Source organism: Paenibacillus sp. CAA11, from assembly GCF_003060825.1.
Taxonomy (GTDB): Bacteria; Bacillota; Bacilli; order Paenibacillales; family Paenibacillaceae; genus Fontibacillus.
This window is the reverse complement of the sequence record NZ_CP028922.1, coordinates 1,334,787-1,352,016: the sequence shown is the minus strand read 5'-3', so window position 1 is coordinate 1,352,016 and position 17,230 is coordinate 1,334,787. Positions and strand designations below refer to the sequence as shown.

19 protein-coding genes and 1 riboswitch are annotated in these 17,230 nt (G+C 50.5%); of the genes, 7 read left to right on the top strand and 12 right to left on the bottom strand.

Going from position 1 to position 17,230, the window contains the following annotated elements; all coding sequences use genetic code 11:
- Nucleotides 1-15: 15 nt before the first annotated feature.
- Nucleotides 16-513 carry a preQ(1) synthase gene (gene queF, locus DCC85_RS06255; RefSeq protein WP_108464807.1) on the top strand — a complete coding sequence of 166 codons (498 nt, stop codon included), beginning with the start codon at nt 16-18 and terminating at the stop codon, nt 511-513.
- A gap of 179 nt (nt 514-692) precedes the next feature.
- Nucleotides 693-1,670, top strand: a complete 978-nt coding sequence (locus DCC85_RS06250) for a 2-hydroxyacid dehydrogenase (protein ID WP_108464806.1) — start codon at nt 693-695, stop codon at nt 1,668-1,670.
- 110 nt (nt 1,671-1,780) lie between these two features.
- On the opposite strand, the gene DCC85_RS06245 is transcribed toward DCC85_RS06250, so the two are convergent.
- The 4 genes from DCC85_RS06245 to DCC85_RS06230 form a co-directional block, all read right to left on the bottom strand.
- Nucleotides 1,781-2,245 (bottom strand): DUF6773 family protein, encoded by a 465-nt coding sequence (locus DCC85_RS06245; RefSeq protein WP_108464805.1) that lies wholly within the window; start codon nt 2,243-2,245, stop codon nt 1,781-1,783.
- Nucleotides 2,220-2,447, bottom strand: a complete 228-nt coding sequence (locus DCC85_RS06240) for a helix-turn-helix transcriptional regulator (protein ID WP_108464804.1) — start codon at nt 2,445-2,447, stop codon at nt 2,220-2,222. The genes DCC85_RS06245 and DCC85_RS06240 overlap by 26 nt, the downstream gene beginning before the upstream one ends.
- A 200-nt stretch (nt 2,448-2,647) precedes the next feature.
- Nucleotides 2,648-3,361, bottom strand: coding sequence for a gamma-glutamyl-gamma-aminobutyrate hydrolase family protein (locus DCC85_RS06235; protein ID WP_108464803.1), 714 nt, complete (start codon nt 3,359-3,361; stop codon nt 2,648-2,650).
- Between the two features lie 148 nt (nt 3,362-3,509).
- On the bottom strand, nt 3,510-3,737 hold the full coding sequence (locus DCC85_RS06230; RefSeq protein ID WP_108464802.1) for a hypothetical protein: 228 nt from the start codon (nt 3,735-3,737) through the stop codon (nt 3,510-3,512).
- Between the two features lie 264 nt (nt 3,738-4,001).
- Here DCC85_RS06230 and DCC85_RS06225 point away from each other — a divergent pair, with 264 nt between their 5' ends.
- Complete coding sequence (locus tag DCC85_RS06225) at nt 4,002-4,715, top strand: MBL fold metallo-hydrolase (RefSeq protein ID WP_108464801.1); 714 nt, start codon at nt 4,002-4,004, stop codon at nt 4,713-4,715.
- Nucleotides 4,716-4,742: 27 nt separating this feature from the next.
- Nucleotides 4,743-5,831 carry a M24 family metallopeptidase gene (locus tag DCC85_RS06220; RefSeq protein ID WP_108464800.1) on the top strand — a complete coding sequence of 363 codons (1,089 nt, stop codon included), beginning with the start codon at nt 4,743-4,745 and terminating at the stop codon, nt 5,829-5,831.
- A 56-nt stretch (nt 5,832-5,887) separates the two neighbouring features.
- Here DCC85_RS06220 and DCC85_RS06215 read toward each other — a convergent pair whose 3' ends face one another.
- The 4 genes from DCC85_RS06215 to DCC85_RS06200 form a co-directional block, all read right to left on the bottom strand.
- Entirely contained in the window at nt 5,888-6,595 is a 708-nt protein-coding gene (locus DCC85_RS06215; protein WP_108464799.1) for a queuosine precursor transporter, read from the bottom strand.
- 228 nt (nt 6,596-6,823) lie between these two features.
- Complete coding sequence (locus tag DCC85_RS06210; RefSeq protein ID WP_108464798.1) at nt 6,824-7,603, bottom strand: ABC transporter ATP-binding protein; 780 nt, start codon at nt 7,601-7,603, stop codon at nt 6,824-6,826.
- A complete protein-coding gene (locus DCC85_RS06205) occupies nt 7,600-8,646 on the bottom strand; it encodes a FecCD family ABC transporter permease (protein ID WP_108464797.1) in 1,047 nt (348 codons plus the stop codon). The genes DCC85_RS06210 and DCC85_RS06205 overlap by 4 nt, the downstream gene beginning before the upstream one ends.
- Nucleotides 8,643-9,644 (bottom strand): ABC transporter substrate-binding protein, encoded by a 1,002-nt coding sequence (locus DCC85_RS06200; RefSeq protein ID WP_108464796.1) that lies wholly within the window; start codon nt 9,642-9,644, stop codon nt 8,643-8,645. The genes DCC85_RS06205 and DCC85_RS06200 overlap by 4 nt, the downstream gene beginning before the upstream one ends.
- Before the next feature lie 239 nt (nt 9,645-9,883).
- A riboswitch (cobalamin riboswitch) is annotated at nt 9,884-10,104 on the bottom strand.
- A 168-nt stretch (nt 10,105-10,272) separates the two neighbouring features.
- Here DCC85_RS06200 and DCC85_RS06195 point away from each other — a divergent pair.
- The gene (locus DCC85_RS06195) at nt 10,273-11,274 is read left to right on the top strand and encodes a lipoate--protein ligase (RefSeq protein WP_108464795.1); all 1,002 of its coding nucleotides are present in this window, start codon (nt 10,273-10,275) and stop codon (nt 11,272-11,274) included.
- Between the two features lie 87 nt (nt 11,275-11,361).
- The gene (locus DCC85_RS06190) at nt 11,362-12,171 is read left to right on the top strand and encodes a Cof-type HAD-IIB family hydrolase (protein ID WP_108464794.1); all 810 of its coding nucleotides are present in this window, start codon (nt 11,362-11,364) and stop codon (nt 12,169-12,171) included.
- A gap of 106 nt (nt 12,172-12,277) precedes the next feature.
- Here the strand turns inward: DCC85_RS06190 and DCC85_RS06185 are convergent, their stop codons facing one another.
- The 4 genes from DCC85_RS06185 to DCC85_RS06170 all read right to left on the bottom strand — a co-directional run bounded on the left by DCC85_RS06185 (nt 12,278) and on the right by DCC85_RS06170 (nt 16,093).
- The gene (locus DCC85_RS06185) at nt 12,278-13,063 is read right to left on the bottom strand and encodes an MBL fold metallo-hydrolase (protein ID WP_108464793.1); all 786 of its coding nucleotides are present in this window, start codon (nt 13,061-13,063) and stop codon (nt 12,278-12,280) included.
- Between the two features lie 343 nt (nt 13,064-13,406).
- Nucleotides 13,407-13,988 carry a TetR/AcrR family transcriptional regulator gene (locus DCC85_RS06180; protein ID WP_108464792.1) on the bottom strand — a complete coding sequence of 194 codons (582 nt, stop codon included), beginning with the start codon at nt 13,986-13,988 and terminating at the stop codon, nt 13,407-13,409.
- Nucleotides 13,989-13,991: 3 nt separating this feature from the next.
- The gene (locus DCC85_RS06175; protein ID WP_108464791.1) at nt 13,992-14,624 is read right to left on the bottom strand and encodes a YigZ family protein; all 633 of its coding nucleotides are present in this window, start codon (nt 14,622-14,624) and stop codon (nt 13,992-13,994) included.
- A gap of 113 nt (nt 14,625-14,737) precedes the next feature.
- Nucleotides 14,738-16,093, bottom strand: a complete 1,356-nt coding sequence (locus DCC85_RS06170) for a glucose-6-phosphate isomerase (RefSeq protein ID WP_108464790.1) — start codon at nt 16,091-16,093, stop codon at nt 14,738-14,740.
- Nucleotides 16,094-16,260: 167 nt separating this feature from the next.
- On the opposite strand from DCC85_RS06170, the gene DCC85_RS06165 reads away from it, so the two are divergent.
- Nucleotides 16,261-17,163 carry an NAD(P)-dependent oxidoreductase gene (locus DCC85_RS06165; protein WP_108464789.1) on the top strand — a complete coding sequence of 301 codons (903 nt, stop codon included), beginning with the start codon at nt 16,261-16,263 and terminating at the stop codon, nt 17,161-17,163.
- Nucleotides 17,164-17,230: the final 67 nt, after the last annotated feature.

The window sequence follows — 17,230 nt, the reverse complement described above, 5'->3', positions numbered from 1 at the left end:
TTAGGAGGACATAAGATGAGCGGCAGACAAACTAATGAAATGCAGGATTTAACCCTGCTCGGCAACCAAGGAACCCAGTATCCTTCCAACTATGCCCCGGAGGTATTGGAAAGCTTCGATAATAAGCATCCATACCGCGACTATTTTGTGAAATTCAACTGTCCGGAATTCACCAGCCTGTGCCCGATCACCGGCCAGCCGGACTTTGCTACCATTTATATTAGCTATATTCCCGACATCAAGATGGTTGAGAGCAAATCGCTGAAGCTGTATCTGTTCAGCTTCCGTAATCACGGCGATTTCCACGAGGATTGTGTCAACATCATCATGAATGACCTGATCGGGCTCATGCAGCCCAGGTACATTGAAGTATGGGGCAAATTCACCCCGCGCGGCGGCATATCTATTGATCCGTACTGCAACTATGGAAAGCCGGGCACCAAATATGAAGCCATGGCCGAGCAGCGTCTGTTCCAGCATGACCTATATCCTGAAAAGGTCGATAATCGGTAATCCATTTTTCTCTCTAGTTATTTCTGTGTAAAATAAGATTAGGTATATAGAATGAACTAAAGAAATGAATGTTATAGGACAGTATTAGGCCGTGATAACAGAAAATTCAATGTAAAACTTTAGTTCAATCTATATAGATGGATCGTAGATAACGCGGAAATGACAAGGAGGACGTAAAAATGAAACCAAAAGTATTCATAGCTAGACCCGTCCCGCCCGAAGTAGAATCGTATATCGCCCAGCATTGCCGCTACAGCAAATGGGCTCATCATGATCCTATTTCCCATGAAGAGCTGGTGAAGGAGCTTGCTGATGCCGAGGGGCTGCTAACGGCCGGCGGCAGAGTGAGCGCCGATCTGCTGAATCATGCGCCAAGGCTAAGAGCAGTCAGTACGATGAGCGTTGGCTACAATAACTTCGATCTGGACGCTATGAAGGCTCGGAACATCATTGGAACGAATACGCCGGGGGTTCTTGACGACACAGTCGCTGATCTGATCTTTGCCTTAATGCTTGCTGCTGCCCGCAGGGTGACGGAGCTTGACAGCTACGTGAAGCAAGGGCAATGGAAGAAGGGCGAAGGTGACCGCCTGTTCGGTGTAGATGTCCATCACAAGAAGCTCGGTATCATTGGCATGGGCCGCATTGGCGAAGCCGTAGCCAAGAGAGCCCGGTTCGGCTTCGGTATGGAGATCATGTATTACAACCGGCACCGCAAGCCGGAGGCCGAGCGCAAGCTGGAAGCCGAATACAGGGAGCTGAAGGACCTGCTCCGGCACTCAGACTTCATCGTGCTGATGACACCGCTAACGCCCGAGACCCGGCATATGATCGGGCAAGCTGAGTTTGCTCTCATGAAATCCACAGCCGTCTTCGTCAACGCATCCCGCGGTCAGACTGTGGATGAAGAAGCATTGACTCGTGCCCTGCAGGAGAGAACCATCTTCGCGGCAGGCCTCGATGTTTTCGAACGGGAACCTGTGCAGCCGAGTAATCCGCTGCTCTCCCTCCCGAATGTAGTGACCCTGCCTCATATCGGATCGGCTACCAAGCAGACCCGTGATGAAATGGCGATGGTTGCCGCAGAAAACTTGGTCGCCGCTCTGCAGGGCCAGACTCCGCCTCATGTCATTCCGGAGCTTAGACAGGACAGCTGAATAGCTTAGAACACTTGCTTAAAAGCCCTTGTACAGCAATTTCAGTTTGCTGCGCAAGGGCCTTATTTTATAATGTATGGAAAACTAGCACGAACTTAATCGCAGAGCTGCTATTTCAGCTTCTCCTCATTGATCCGATGAGATATTTTTCGATACAGAAGACTGAACCATGTCATCCCCGCAAAAAAAATAATCGCCGCTACCAGGCTGCCTGCCAGGTTACGTATAAGCTCAGAACGGCTGCTGCCGGAAGCATCGAAGGAGAAGCTTAGCGCTCCGAACACGATCGCCCCAATCCCGTTCGCAATAAGATTCTTCCGCTTAAGACTACGCTGCTCATCTTCCCGGTCCGGCATGGAGAACACACCTCCCGCAACACAACGGATGGCATAGTAGCCACAGGCGACCATAAGGATAAGAAAGCTGTCGAGCCAATCCTTAAGATCCAACCTGAGAACAAACACTTTTACAAAGGTGCTGATCATCAATCCAACAAACAGTAAATTAAAGGCCTGATAGCCATAGATATGTAATTGTCCGGAAATTCTCTCATCCACGATTCGTTTCTTCTTCATAAGTCTCCTCCCAAAATAAATCATTTAAGGTCACGCCAAGCGTTCTGCATATGGAAACACAAAGCCGTATCGTGGGATTGTACTTCCCCGCCTCAATAAGCCCGATCGTTTGCCGAGTAACGCCTACCGCTTCCGCCAGCTCTTCCTGAGACATATCCCTCTTAAGCCTGGCGACCTTCAGCCTCATGTTCTTCTCTGCCATATGACTCCCTCCAAACCTGAACCCTTCATCAATGTATCATATAGATTGCTAAATGTAAAATATATATTGCATAGAGTTCGATTTCCCACCTTTTTTGATGAAAAAGAACTTATACATTAACACCAATGCATAAGTCCTTTTATCCCTATACTATACAAACATATTTCCGTTCTCTTTTCTAATCTTCAGTATGGTCTGCCCTAGCATTCACATGACTTCACAAATGCCTGAAAAAGCTTAAACTGAAGCGGATCAGATGTATAGATCAGCTCCGGGTGCCATTGTACGGCCAACATGAACTTTTTATCAGGCATATACACGGCCTCAATTAAGCCATCCTCTGCAATGGCGGCAGCCAGCAGCGGCTCAGCTAATTTTCTGATTCCTTGATGATGACAGCTGTTAACGGATATGCTCTCCGTGCCCAGAATTTGAGACAAAAAGTTGCCTTCCTCAATATACACCTGATGTGCAGGAACGGTATAAGGCTTCTCTTGTTTATGTACGATGGATTGCCCTGATGCCCGCTGTGACGGGAGGTCCTGATACAAGGTTCCGCCCAGACAGACGTTGAACAGCTGCAGGCCCCGGCAAATGCCAAAAGCAGGTTTATCCTGCTCCAGCACACGCTCTAACAGCATCTTCTCCATCTTATCCCGTTCCTCACATACTTCACCGCAGCAAGGCTCCTTCTTCTCTCCATACCAAGCCGGATCTACATCCTGGCCGCCTGTAAATAAGAAGCCGTCAAACGTATCCGCCATCGTCCGAATAGCTTCGGGATTTGTAGTTAATGGCAGCATAACCGGAATTCCCCCGGCATCCTCAACCCCTTTCATATAGCCTTGAACCATCCAGTAGCTTTCTTTCTCCTTATCATATAAGGGAACGACCCCGATCACCGGCTTGTTCATACTCCCTGCTCCTCCTAAGACTTAACATAAGTTCTTTATATTATAAAAGCACGCAGGGCGCCGGAAATAAAGTCATTTTTACCTAAAGCACTTTTGTCCAATGAATAAGGACCAACCGTATTTCTGATACGCTTGGTCCCACCACTGCTCATTCAAAGCCGGTATTGAATTTCTTCGGGCTGGAGGAATGACGCTTCGTTCCCTCTTTGTCCTGCTCTTCCTTCATTTCCTCGTTCAAATCCTCCATGGGAATCGGATCGACGTGCTGCTCGCTTTTAAATTGGTCAAATAAGCTCTCCTTATTCGTCTTCACCTGCTCTGGATGGTCCATCCCGGATGGCCCTTTGCCTGGCGGCTGTTGTTCTTGGCTATTCATAGCTATACTCACCTCGCTTTCCCTACGCTTACCCCTTAATACCGCGATCTTCTCCTGTTCAAACAGGTGGGGCCCCATTTCTAATTTTTCTCACAAAAATGCTACAATACATACATGCAGCGCCAATAATCCACTTGATTCACTCGAATATGTAAATTCTGATATAATGTAATCATCTTAAAGATTGTTTACAAGATGATCTGTTCCTATAAACAATACATAACAGGAGGTGAAGGCCGGAAGACGTAGTTCTTTCGGCAGCCCATGAAAATTACAGCCAACATGTACACCTTAGATATGAATCTTAATGGGTTCCCGATCTATCCCGTTCTGCTGTGGAGTGAGCAGGATGGGGCAACCCTGATTGACACCGGCATGGTTGGCAGCTTCGCAGAGCTGCAGGAAGCGGTCGCAGCGACTGGAACCTGTTGGACCCAAATCCGCCGGGTCATTCTGACCCACCAGGATATTGATCATATCGGGAACCTTCCAGAAGTTGTTGCTTCCTTGAATGGAAAAGTGGAAATTTGGGCCCATGAAGGTGACAGTCCGGTCATCGAGGGCAAGCAGCCCTTGCTCAAGATGAGCCAGGAACGGCTCCAGCAGATGCCTGAAGCGAGCCGTGCAGCTTTCCTGAAGCTATTTGAGGAGCTTAAACAGCTGCAAGTGTCGCGCCTGCTCAAGGACGGTGAGCTGCTGCCCCTTGGCGGTGGGCTGGAGGTCATCCATACACCGGGTCATACGCCGGGTCACCTCAGCTTCTATGCGCATGAAGCCAAGCTGATCATCGCTGCAGATGCCCTCCGTGTCGAAGGCGGCCAGCTTGTCGGTCCTAACGAGCCTTTCACCCCGGATATGCCGCTCTCGCTGAAGTCGCTGAACAAGCTTGTAGGCCGTGGGGCCGAGCAGGTTCTATGCTATCACGGCGGACTTTATCAGGGTGATCCGGATACCGCAATCAATAAGATATCCAAATAGAAATGAATTGAGAGGAGATCGTACGGTATGAAAGAGAAATGGTCGGTCCTAGAGCAGCATATGAAAACGCATGGAGTACATACGCTGCTGATTACAGATCCTAAGCATGTCTATTATTTAACAGGGTTCTTGAGCGAGCCTCATGAACGCTTCCTCGGTGTTATCCTGATCCAGGGGAGAGAGCCCTTCATGATCGTTCCAGCCCTGGATGAAGAAGCGGCACGCTCAGCTTCCGCTGTCACAGAAATTTACACCCATACCGATACGGACAATCCCTATCAGGTGCTGAAACAGGCACTTAGGGGCAGCTCCGGCATACTTGGATTAGAGAAGAATTACATCTCGCTGGCACGCTACGAGGCCATCACTGAGGCACTTGGAGGCAAGGGAACTGTCGATATCGGCCCTTGGCTTCAAGCGATGCGGGTTCGGAAGACCGACGAAGAAGTCGGAAAGATTAAACATGCGGTGTCCCTAATTGAAGAAGTGCTGAAGCAGAGCTTAACCAAGGTCAAGGTGGGAGTCACTGAAAATGAACTGGTGGCCGAGGTGGAGTATCAGATCCGCAAGCTGGGTGCGGACGGCCCTTCCTTCGACTCCATGGTGCTGACCGGCGACAAAACCGCCCTCCCTCATGGTACACCGGGAACGCGGCAGGTGGCGCCGGGCGATCTGCTGATGTTCGACATCGGCGTATACGCCGCGGGATATGCCTCCGATATCACCCGTACCTTTGCCGTGGGAGACATCTCCGCCGAGCTGCAGACGGTCTATAATACCGTGCTTGCCGCTAACGAGCAGGCCATTCGCGCCACCAGACCAGGGGCAAGTTTCAGCGAAATCGACCTGGCCGCCCGGCAAGTCATTGAGGATGCCGGTTACGGCCCCTACTTCATTCACAGATTAGGGCATGGGCTGGGAATCGATGTCCATGAGTATCCTTCCATCCATGCCGGCAATCATGACAAGCTTCAATCCGGCAACATATTTACTGTCGAGCCCGGAATTTATCTTCCCGGAAAAGGCGGCGTGCGCATTGAAGACGATGTACTCGTCACGGAGAATGGAGTCGCCGTGCTGACCACCTTTCCTAAGACGCTGACTGTAGTTGGCTGACCTCTTCCTGTCGATAAAAAAAAGATCATCGGCCCCAGGCCGATGATCTTTTTCTCTTATGACTGTACAGGAAGCTCTGCCCCATCTTCCTCATGGTGGAAGTTCCGGGCAATATACATGAAGGGCGTACCGACTGCGGTCAGCACGAACTTAATGATATAGGTCGTGAACAGAATCTCCAGCCAGGTTCCCATGCTGTACCCTTCGCCCAGAAAGGCAATCGAGCAGAAAATTAGCGTATCCACAAACGAGCTGATCATCGTACTGCCGTTATTGCGAATCCAGAGCTGGCTGCGCTTGGGATAGAACCGGCGAATCCAGGCATACAGCCGCACATCGAGCAGCTGGCTGACGAAGTAAGCCGTCAGACTGGCAAGCGCCAGACGAGGCATTAGGCCAAAGATAACTTGCAGCGAATCCTGCGCAAAGTCCTCTGTTCCAGGCTTGAACACCAGTGCCATTTGCATAATAATCGTGGTCATGATCAAGGTGAAAAAACCGAACCACACGGCTTTTCTAGCCTCTGCACGACCGAACTTCTCGTTCAGCAAATCGCTCGTCATATACAGGCTGACATACATCGTATTTCCCAGCGTCATCGTAATGCCGAAGAGATCAATCGTCTTGGCAACCTGAATATTGGCAATAACCGTTGCCACACCAATCCAGGCATACAGCCCCTTCTTGCCGAACAAGCGGTAGCACAGCAGAAAGAACGCAAAGCCTACAAGCACGAACAGTGCGCCCCATAACAAATTAAACATATTCAAAAGGCCTCCTAGTTTTGATTACGCGGGATGGTTACGAACCGCGGCCTTGTCCGGATCGTTAGACAAAGCAAGTAATAGTGTAACATTACACCCCTCTCTGACGCCAGCATTTTTCCTGATCAGACTGCAATAGTGAGGCTGATCGTCTTCGGGCATGCCAATAAGCGGCAGAGAAGCTCATTCTTCCCTGCCGCTGGTTGATTCTGTATATTCAGCTGCTCTTCAAAATTTCTTGCGCAACATCACCTGAGGAACCCCGCTGTCCGGATGAGGGACTAGATACGAGTCGACCCCGAACACATCAGAAATCAACTGCGACTCCAGGATCTTCTTAGGGTCGCCTGAGGCTGCCACAGCTCCTTCCTTCAGCACTAGCAAATGGTCGCAGTAAAGTGCCGCCAGATTCAAATCGTGCATCACTGCAATCACGGTCAACCCTTCCTCACGCTGCCAGGAGGAGACCAGCTCCATAAATTGCAGCTGGGCACGCACATCCAGATAGGTCGTGGGCTCGTCCAGCAGGAGCAGCTGCGGCTGCTGGGCCATGACCTTCCCCAGCGCCGTCCGCTGCCGCTGCCCCCCGCTGAGCTCATTCAGCGGGCGATCCGCAAGCTCCAGCAGCTCAAGCCTATCCATCACAGCTTCAATCAGTCTGTCCGCATGCGGAGCCTGATCGCGGCCCAGCCAGTTCAGATACGGGAACCTGCCCATCTCAACGACCTCTCTTACCGTATAGCCGATGGTGGGCAGTCCATCCTGTTGAAGAACGGCGACAAGGCGGGATAGGCTCCTGCGATCATAGGACTTCAAAGGTCTTCCCTTGATGTGGATCTCACCGGAATCCGGCGGCTCTACGCCAGAAATTACATTCAGCAGCGTGGTCTTGCCACTGCCATTGGGACCGAGAATGCCCCAGAATTGCCCGGGCTCCACCTTCCAGCTTAGCTCGCGAAGTACCTTACGGGGACCGAACGATTTTTGAATACATCCTAACTCGATCATACGGCTCCTCCCTCCCGCTGCTTCCGGCGGCGATTGAGCAGATAGGCGAAGAACGGAGCGCCTACGAAGGCTGTTACCACGCCAAGCGGAATTTCTGTAGGTGATAATACAGTTCGAGCAGCGAGGTCACTCCACATCATAAAAATTCCCCCGCCCAGCACGGATAGAGGCATAATCAGGCGATAATCTGGGCCGACCAACAGGCGAATCATATGGGGAATAACCAGGCCGACAAAGCCGATCACGCCTGAGACCGACACGGCGGCTGCAGTCATCAGCGTCGCGACCACCAGCACGAACAACTTGGTCCGTTCGACGTGAAGACCCGAATGAGCAGCCTGGCGCTCGCCCAGAGCGAGCAGATTAAGCTTGCGTGCCTGGGTCCATAACAGCAGCGTTCCAGCAGCCGCATAGGGAAGTAGGATCGCTACATAAGACCATCCCCGCAAGTTCAACCCGCCCATCGTCCAATACAGAATCTCATTGACCGCACGCTTCGACATTGCGGTCAGAAAGGCCACCACTGCCCCAAGGAATGACTGCATCACCACACCGGACAGAATCAAGCTCTCGGTCGGCATCCTGCCATTCTCCCTGGACAGCCATAACACAACACCCAGCGTGGCGGCACCGGTGACAAAGGCCACCAGCGGCAGGGTAAAAATTCCGGCGACAGAATACTGCCAGCCGAAGAAGATTAACACGGCAGCTCCCAGTGAGGAGCCTGACGAGACGCCCAGCGTAAACGGATCGGCTAACGGATTGCGCAGCACGCCCTGGAAGGCCGCACCCGCTGCGGCCAATGCTGCGCCTGCCAGCAGGCCTAGCAGGACGCGCGGCAGACGAACCTGCACAATGATGCGTTCGGAGGCTATATCCCAGTCCGGTGTAATCAGCGAGCCTATCCCGGGGATTTTGTGCAGTAGAATTCGCGCTATTTCCCCCAGCGGCAGGGAGACCGAGCCGACGCCCACACAGACGAGAAGCGTAAGGACAAGCAGAGCTAAGCCTATGCATCCATATGCCGCCAGCTTTACTCTCATTGCATAAGTTCAGGATAGACCGCCTTGGCGATCTCGATCAATCCTTCCGTCAAGCGAGGGCCTGTCCGGCTTAGCATATTATCATCCAGTCCGGCAATCCGGTTCTCCTTGATCGCCGTAATTTGATCCCAGCCAGCGCGTCCCTTGATGATCTGATCCAGCGTCTGGTTCTTATCGTTCACAACGCTCTTGGCATACAGAATCACATCCGGATTGGACTTGATAATCTTCTCCTCGTTGATCGCATTCCAGCTCGTTGTATCGCCAGCTACATTAATGCCTCCAGCCAGGGTGATCATTTCATCCATAAATTCACCCTTGCCCACCGTCCAGCCTTCTGAGAATTCAATGTAGACCTTCTTCTTCTGATCCGGGGTCACGGATTTCACTGCATCGGTTACCTGCTTCAGCTGCTGCTCCATATTATCCGTAACCTGCTTGGCCTCGGCCTGATGGTCCGTGATTTGCCCGTACACCCCGATGTCCTTAATTACGGCATCCAGCGTCTTCGGATTGAACTGGAACACCTTCAGTCCCAGATCCCGCAGGCTCTGAATGGTTTTCTCATCCGAAATCCCCGCCACGAAGACCACGTCCGGCTTGGCGGCTACAACCGCCTCAGTATTCACTGGGAACCCGCCCATCTTCGGCTTGGATTTAGCCGCCTCCGGATAGTCATCCAGGTCGGTCACGCCGACAATCTGCTCGTCCAGCCCAAGCGCAAAGAGCGTCTCCGTCTCGGACGGTGCCAGAGATACAATACGCTGAGGCGCGGCCTCAAAGGTAATCTCCTGTCCAGTTCCATCCGTCAGCGTCAGCGGATAGGCCGTCTTCGCCGCAGCCTGCTGCTCCGGTGCTGCAGCCTCCTGCTGTGCCGTATTTTTCGTTTGATTAGCAGCCTGCTTGTTGCCTTGTGCCTCATTTGAGCCACAGCCCGCTAGCACCACCAAGGCTAAGACAACCAGCCAGGCACCCCACAACTTTGTCCATTTCTTCAAGCTAACTTCTCCCCTATCTTTTCGATTTAGAAAATAGCATGGAGGCGAATATCCACCCTTTCACAGTTAAGTTCATTCGGCGCAAATCAAAAAGCCCCTTTCTCTAGCAATTAGCAGCAGAAAGGGACTGGCGTTCACGTAGTAAAGTACGCCTACCTAGGGCCCCAGGCTTTCCAAGGAAAGCGGTGCCGAGTACAGCGTCATTTCCGGCAGAACGTTATCCTTTTCCTCGAAGGACTATCGGTTCCCCTCATGGGCAGGTCTCCTGACTTCCGGGTTAATTAACCCTTGCCTCACCTTCCCCATCTGCTGTGGCGCAGATCAGTGGCTCTTCTTGAATCTTGGCAAAGGTCCCCGGTTACAGTGGCGGGACCGCTCCGGATTTACACCGGATTCCCTATTAACCCGGCGCTACTAAGGCAGGTGCCTGCAGACCGGGACCGCATGAGGATTGGAGGTATTCGCTTATCTCAAGGCTTCTTTCTCTATAGGATTATAGGTGAAAAAGAGAGGATATACAATAATAAGGAAAAACCCTGACAAAATCTTTGGTGCTGATTCCTCACTTGGTTTACAATAGAAAGGACGAGTATTTCGAATTTCAGATCACACTGGAGGCACAACGATTATGTTATTTATCGATAACCAGGGCATCCATGATGCCTCGATCAACCTAGCGATCGAAGAATATGCGCTTCGGCACCTGCCTGCGGATGAGACGTATCTGCTCTTCTACATCAACGCGCCGTCTATCATCATCGGCAAGCACCAGAACACGATTGAAGAAATTAATGCAGAGTATGTGAAGGAGAACGGCATCCAGGTAGTCCGCCGCTTGTCTGGCGGAGGAGCGGTATACCATGACCTTGGCAACCTGAACTTCAGTTTTATTACCAAGGACGACGGTCAGTCCTTTCACAACTTCCGCAAATTTACCCAGCCGGTGGTTGAGGCGCTGCACCAGTTCGGCGTTCAGGCAGAGCTGACAGGCCGCAACGATCTGCAGGTCGGCGAGCAGAAGATTTCCGGGAACGCCCAGTTCTCTACCCGCGGCCGGATGTTCAGCCACGGTACCCTGATGTTCAATTTGAATTTGGAGCATGTACAGGCTTCCCTCCACGCCAATCCGGAGAAGTTCAAATCCAAGAGCACCAAGTCCGTACGCAGCCGTGTAGCCAATATTATTGATTTCATGGATACCAAGATGACGATTGAAGAGTTCCGCTCTGAGCTGCTTCGTCACATTTTCGGAATGGAACCCAATGCGGTGCCTCAATATGTATTGAAGGAAGACGATTGGAAGAAGATTCACCAGATCTCTGAAGAGCGGTATCGGAACTGGGACTGGAACTACGGCTTATCGCCGGAGTGCAATGTGAAGCATGCGAAGAAATTCCCTGTTGGCATCATTGATATTCGGATGGATATTAAGGAAGGCCACATTCGGGAAATCAAAATCTACGGTGACTTCTTCGGAGTTGGCGACGTAAGTGATATCGAGAATGCGCTGCGCGGCATCCGCTATGAGGAGAACGATGTGCGGAAAGCTCTGGAGGACATTGATGTGAAGCACTACTTCGGAAACCTGGAGAAGGAAGACTTCATCGGTCTGGTATTCCTGGAGGAATAGGCTCGGGAACAGAAAATAGAGATGCAGCCTGTCTACTAGTATAGCAAGAGCAAGCAGCAGGCTGTTTAAAGAGAAGGAGAGAGAACCATGTCCAAGTATAAACTGATGGCTATAGATATTGATGATACGCTGATCAACGATAACAAAGAAGTCACCCCCGCTACACAAGAAGCCTTAGAGAAGGCCGTAGCTGCCGGCGTTGTCGTAACCCTTGCAACCGGACGCGCCTATGCCTCTGCTCAGGCCATTGCCCGCCAGACCGGTCTGAACGTTCCCATTATTACGTATCAGGGAGCTCTGGTTAAGAATCTGCTGGATGAGAAGGTTCTGTACGAGCGCTACGTACCTGTAGATGCTGCACGCAAGCTGTTTCAATACTGCATCGAACATAACCTGCATTTGCAGACCTATGTAGAAGATCACCTGTATGCGCGTGAGGAGAACCAGAAACTGATTGATTATGCGAATCTGAACGGCACCACGTATACCATTGAGCCAGATTTTGAGAAGCTCGTCAGCCGTCCGACCCCGAAAATGCTAATTATTGACGATCCCGACTTCTTGGACGAGCTCTCCCCGATTCTTCGCGAGCTGCTGGGTGACGGTGTTCATATCACCAAGTCTAAGCCTTACTTCCTGGAAATCATGCACAAAGAGGGAACCAAAGGTATTGCCCTTGAGTTCCTTGCCAAGCACTTTGACTGCTCCCTAAGCGAAACGATCGCCATCGGTGACTCCTGGAACGATCATGAAATGCTTGAAACAGCCGGTCTGGGTGTTGCCATGGGCAATGCCATTGCTCCGCTTAAGGAGCTTGCGGACTATGTAACACTGTCCAATAATGAAGATGGCGTTAAGCATGTCATCGACAAGTTCGTATTAGGCCAGGAAGCATAATTTTTCGTTAGCGGATTTTGTTCAATACACAGAGTTAAGGCGCCTTCTCTCCAAAGAGAACAATCTAGTTCTCTTTGGAGAGAAGGCGCCTGTTTATTTTCATAGTTTATTTGCTGCACTTGGCTAATTCGATCTTCAGCCCTGTATGGGAAATCTGCACATAAGCAGGCAGCGCATAGTCCCGGTTCAAGTCCACGTCATGCGACATATGCGTAAATAGGGTGCGCTCCGGCTTAACCTCTTCAATCAGCTCTAAGGCTTCAACCATGTCATACACCGAACGGGTTTCAAAAGCTGCCTGTTCCTTATAGAAGCTCGTCCCCAGCACAAGCAGATCCAAGCCATATAGCGGCTTCTTCTCTTTCTCGGAGAGAGCAATGGAATCGGAACAATAGGCCCATGCGTAGCCTTCCTTCTCAAGCCGGTAAGCGTAAGCAAAGCCGTTCTTGCCATGGTTCACCTTCCAGCCTGTAATGTTCCAGCCCCCTAGCATGAGGCCTTGCTCCGGATCTACAATATGAAAATCAAGGTTTCTGCTTAACCACGGATACTGGCGGATGATCATATCGAGTACCTCCTGCGGAGCATAGAGCTGTCCCCGCCGGCCCATCCAGCGGCAAGCATCCGCCCATTCCGGCAAGCCGCCAATGTGGTCAAAATGCGCATGGGTGATGAGAATATGCTCGGCATACTTGAGTCCTGCCCGTTCCATTTGCTGCCGGAAGTCTGGCCCGCAATCAATAAGGAAGTCCTGCTCTCCTTCAACCCACACGGAAGAGCGGTAGCGCCGGTTGACGCCTTCCATTCGGGCCTCCTCACAGACAGCACAATCGCAGTATACTCTAGGAACCCCCATCGCATCCCCGGTTCCCCAAAAATATAGCTTGTCCATCCTGCTGCATTCACTCCTCTTCCTGCTTTTCTACAGAGATCTCTATTCTAATGTTAACTATACTTTTTTACCCGGAAATAAAAAAGCCCCGTCTTCTATCAAGGAGAGGAAGGGGCGCACCTAATGGGCTCAAATGCTGAGGCACATATCAGTGTATAATAAGGGCGGAAGGGATCCTTTGTTCATAGGGTGTGTCCAAAGGCGGGTGCGCTCCGATTAACAACATAAGCATCCTTCAGTACATAATGATACATCTATCATGCAACGTTTTAAAGAGTTGTAGCTATAATAATGTAATTGAATAAAGCAAGAGACTAAAAATAAAAACGCTCTTCACGTTAATTTACAAGCAGCGACATAGATTTTTGACATGTTGAACAGCACTTGACTGCACATCTTCAAAAGCCGTCCTACCTTGAATATGGTAAGAAATAAAGCCATGTATGCCCAGAAACATACTCTGCGCCAGTGCTGAGCTATGCTCCGGGTCAATTTGCCCTTCCTTCATATAACTGCGGACAATACAAGAAAATTTATCAAAGCACTTGTTCTGTTCAGAGCGGCAGTATGCCAAAATCTCATCGTCTCTTAACATGAACATGATCTCATATTGAAAAGGGTGCTCCAAACCAAATTTAATAAATTCAAGCATCAGCTGTTCAATTGTGCTGAAGCCCGCGATAGGCGGACGTGATATCACCTGATCAAAGAGCACGTAGACATGCTCAAAATCCTGTACAACAATTGCGTAAAACAGTTCTGCCTTCTCCTTAAAGTGGTAGTAAAGCGAACCATGGCTGTATCCTAAATGCTGTCCAATGCTGCGCATCGAAATCGCCCGATATCCCTTGGTTATGAATAGATGCCTTGCGGCATCCATAATTCGCTCCCTGGACAGCTCCTGATCGACTGCTCTTCTCGCCATAGCTTATTCCCCTTCGATATAATAAATCTTATCACCTTCCGTAATTGCAGATTGACCTTGGGTCAAATCCGTCATCCAAGCCTTGAAGGATTCGGCTTCCCGATCCAGTGGCAAGCACATGAGTGTTACCTTGTCCGCAAATGCAGTGGGCCCTGTGCGGATTTCCCTATTTCTGAGCTCGTTCTCCACCTTGCCTAGCCAGGTGTAGTCTAGCTCCACCTTGATCTCTTTATGCAGCACCTTCGTAATCGCTTCTCCAGCTTCAATGGCCGCTACAGCACCATCGGTATAAGCCCGAATAAGTCCGCCTGCCCCAAGCATTATACCGCCAAAATAACGGGTAACTACGATAGCCACATTTTTGAGGCCTTGATGCTTAATCACCTCAAGAATAGGCTTGCCTGCTGTTCCGCTTGGCTCCCCATCATCAGACTGCTTCTGGATTTCATCCCGCTCCCCAATCATGTAAGCAGAACAATTATGAGTCGCATTCCAATGCTTCTTCTTGATCTCTTCAATAAATTGAATCGCGTCTTCTTCCCGCTCAACCGGCATAACATGGCCAATAAATCTTGATTTCTTGATCACAATCTCTTTATTCCCTGCGGAACGCACGGTTTTGTATTGATCCAGCATATGATACAACCACCCTTTTATGTGCCAAGAAAGCAGCCCTTCCGCTTGATCCACGGTGAACTGCTTTCTTTGGTACTTCCTACCCTATGGGATTTGGAAATTTTGCTTCATGCTTATTCGGAAAGTCTTGCTTCCAGTTCTGCTTTTTCCTTCTCATAACCTGGCTTGCCAAGCAAAGCAAACATATTCTTCTTGTAAGCTTCAACGCCCGGTTGATCGAACGGATTCACGCCGAGCAGATATCCGCTGATGCCGCAGGCTTTCTCGAAGAAGTAAACCAGGTAGCCGAAGGAATAAGGCGTCAAGTCTGGAATATTAACGATCAGGTTCGGTACTTGACCATCCGTATGTGCAAGCAGAGTACCTTGGAATGCTTTCTTATTTACAAAATCCAGCGTCTTGCCGGCCAGGAAGTTCAGCCCGTCCAGATCGGCAGGATCCGATTCAATGGTAATGTGGCTAGGCACTTCCGTTACTTGAATCACCGTTTCAAAGATGTTGCGGTTGCCTTCTTGGATGAACTGACCCATGGAATGCAGATCGGTGGAGAAATCTACGGAAGCCGGGAAGATTCCTTTGTAATCCTTGCCTTCGCTTTCGCCATACAGCTGCTTCCACCATTCGGATACATAGTGAAGGGAAGGTTCATAGTTCACGAGAATTTCCGTTGCTTTACCCTTGCGGTAAAGAGCGTTACGAACCGCCGCGTATTGATAAGCACCATTCTCGGCCACGTTCGGGTTGCTAAATTCTTTTGCCGCATCCGCAGCGCCCTGCATCATCTCTTCGATGTTGATGCCCGCAGTTGCGATTGGCAGAAGACCTACAGCTGTAAGCACAGAATAGCGTCCGCCTACATCATCAGGAATAACGAAGGTTTCGTAGCCTTCTTCATTAGCCAGCTTCTTCAAAGCGCCCTTCTCGCGGTCTGTTGTAGCATAAATCCGCTTGCGAGCTTCTTCCTTGCCGTACTTCTTCTCCAGAGCTGCACGGAAAATACGGAAAGCAATCGCAGGCTCAGTGGTTGTACCGGACTTGGAGATGACGTTCAAGGAGAAATCCTTGCCTTCAATCAGCTCGAGCAGGTGATTCACATAAGTGGAGCTGATGTTATTGCCGGCAAAATAAATTTCCGGAGTCTTGCGCTTGTCCTTCGGCAGCAGATTGTAAAAGGAATGCGACAGGGATTCAATCGCTGCGCGCGCTCCCAGATAGGAGCCGCCGATTCCGATAACAATCAGAACGTCAGAGTCGCCTTGAATCTTCTTCGCAGCCTGCTGGATGCGGGCAAACTCCTCTTTGTCATAATCAGTAGGAAGGTTGATCCATCCCAGATAGTCAGAACCTGCACCGGTTCCTTTATGTAATTGTTCATGTGCCAGGCGAATCGGCTCAGCAAAATAGTCGATTTCATGTTGGCCTACAAAAGAAAGGGCTTTGCTATAGTCGAAGCTTACTTTTTTAGACATTTCGATAACGCCTCCGTTAATTTGTATGGATTCTATCCAAAGCTAACACACAACTTAAACCTAGGATACTGTAAATCGAAAAGGAAGACAAGGGCATCATATACACTCCCTCTTCAAGCATGTTAGAATTATAACGACTTAACCAATACGCATAGAAGGTGAAAACTATGAAAACAATCGGTTTTATCGGGTTAGGTACAATGGGTGCGCCCATGGCATCCAATCTGCTGAAGCAGCAATATGACCTGATCGTTTATAATCGCACAGCATCTAAAGCTGAGCAGCTTGTGAAGGAAGGTGCCGCCCTTGCTAAGACGCCCCGTGAAGCTGCAGCTGGCCGGCAAGTCGTCATCACAATGGTTAGTGACGATACTTCCATCGCAGACGTCTATGAAGGCCCAGAAGGCGTGCTGGCCGGAATTGGACAAGGCACCACGGTCATCGACTGCAGCACCATTTCTCCAGCCCTATCACGCGAATTAGCCCGCAAGACTGAAGCGCTCGGTGGCATCTTCCTCGATGCGCCCGTAACCGGAAGCTCTCCGGCTGCCATTGATGGCACGCTCGTCTTTATGATTGGTGGTCCTCTTGAGGCCATTCAGGCCCATAGCGATATCTTTGACACCCTCGGCAAAAAGATTCTTCCTATGGGTGAGAACGGCAGCGGATCGGTAGCTAAGCTCGCTCACAATACGATTGTCGGCATCAACAATCTTGCGCTTGCCGAAGGCTTCGCCATCGCCTCTAAATCCGGCCTCCCCGCAGATTCCTTCCTGGAGCTGGTACAGCTTGGATCGGCCGGCAGCAAAGCAGCCGAGCTCAAAGGCCGCAAAATCATTCAGCATAACTTTGCGAACCAGTTCTCGCTCGCCTTGATGCTTAAAGACTTGAAGCTTGCTTCCTCCCTGACGGACAACGCCTCCATCCCTTCGCCTATGCTGAACATGGCCAAGAGCTTGTTCCAGGCGGGACAAACCCAAGGCTTTGGCGATGAAGACCTATCCTCTGTCGTCAAGGTGTACGAGCAGTGGATCGGACAAACGATCGGCGGCAAACCGCTCGAATCCTAATCTGCGTGATTCATCCTGCTTTACAAAAATAATGAAAGGGCGAACCCCGGTATACGGGGCCCGCCCT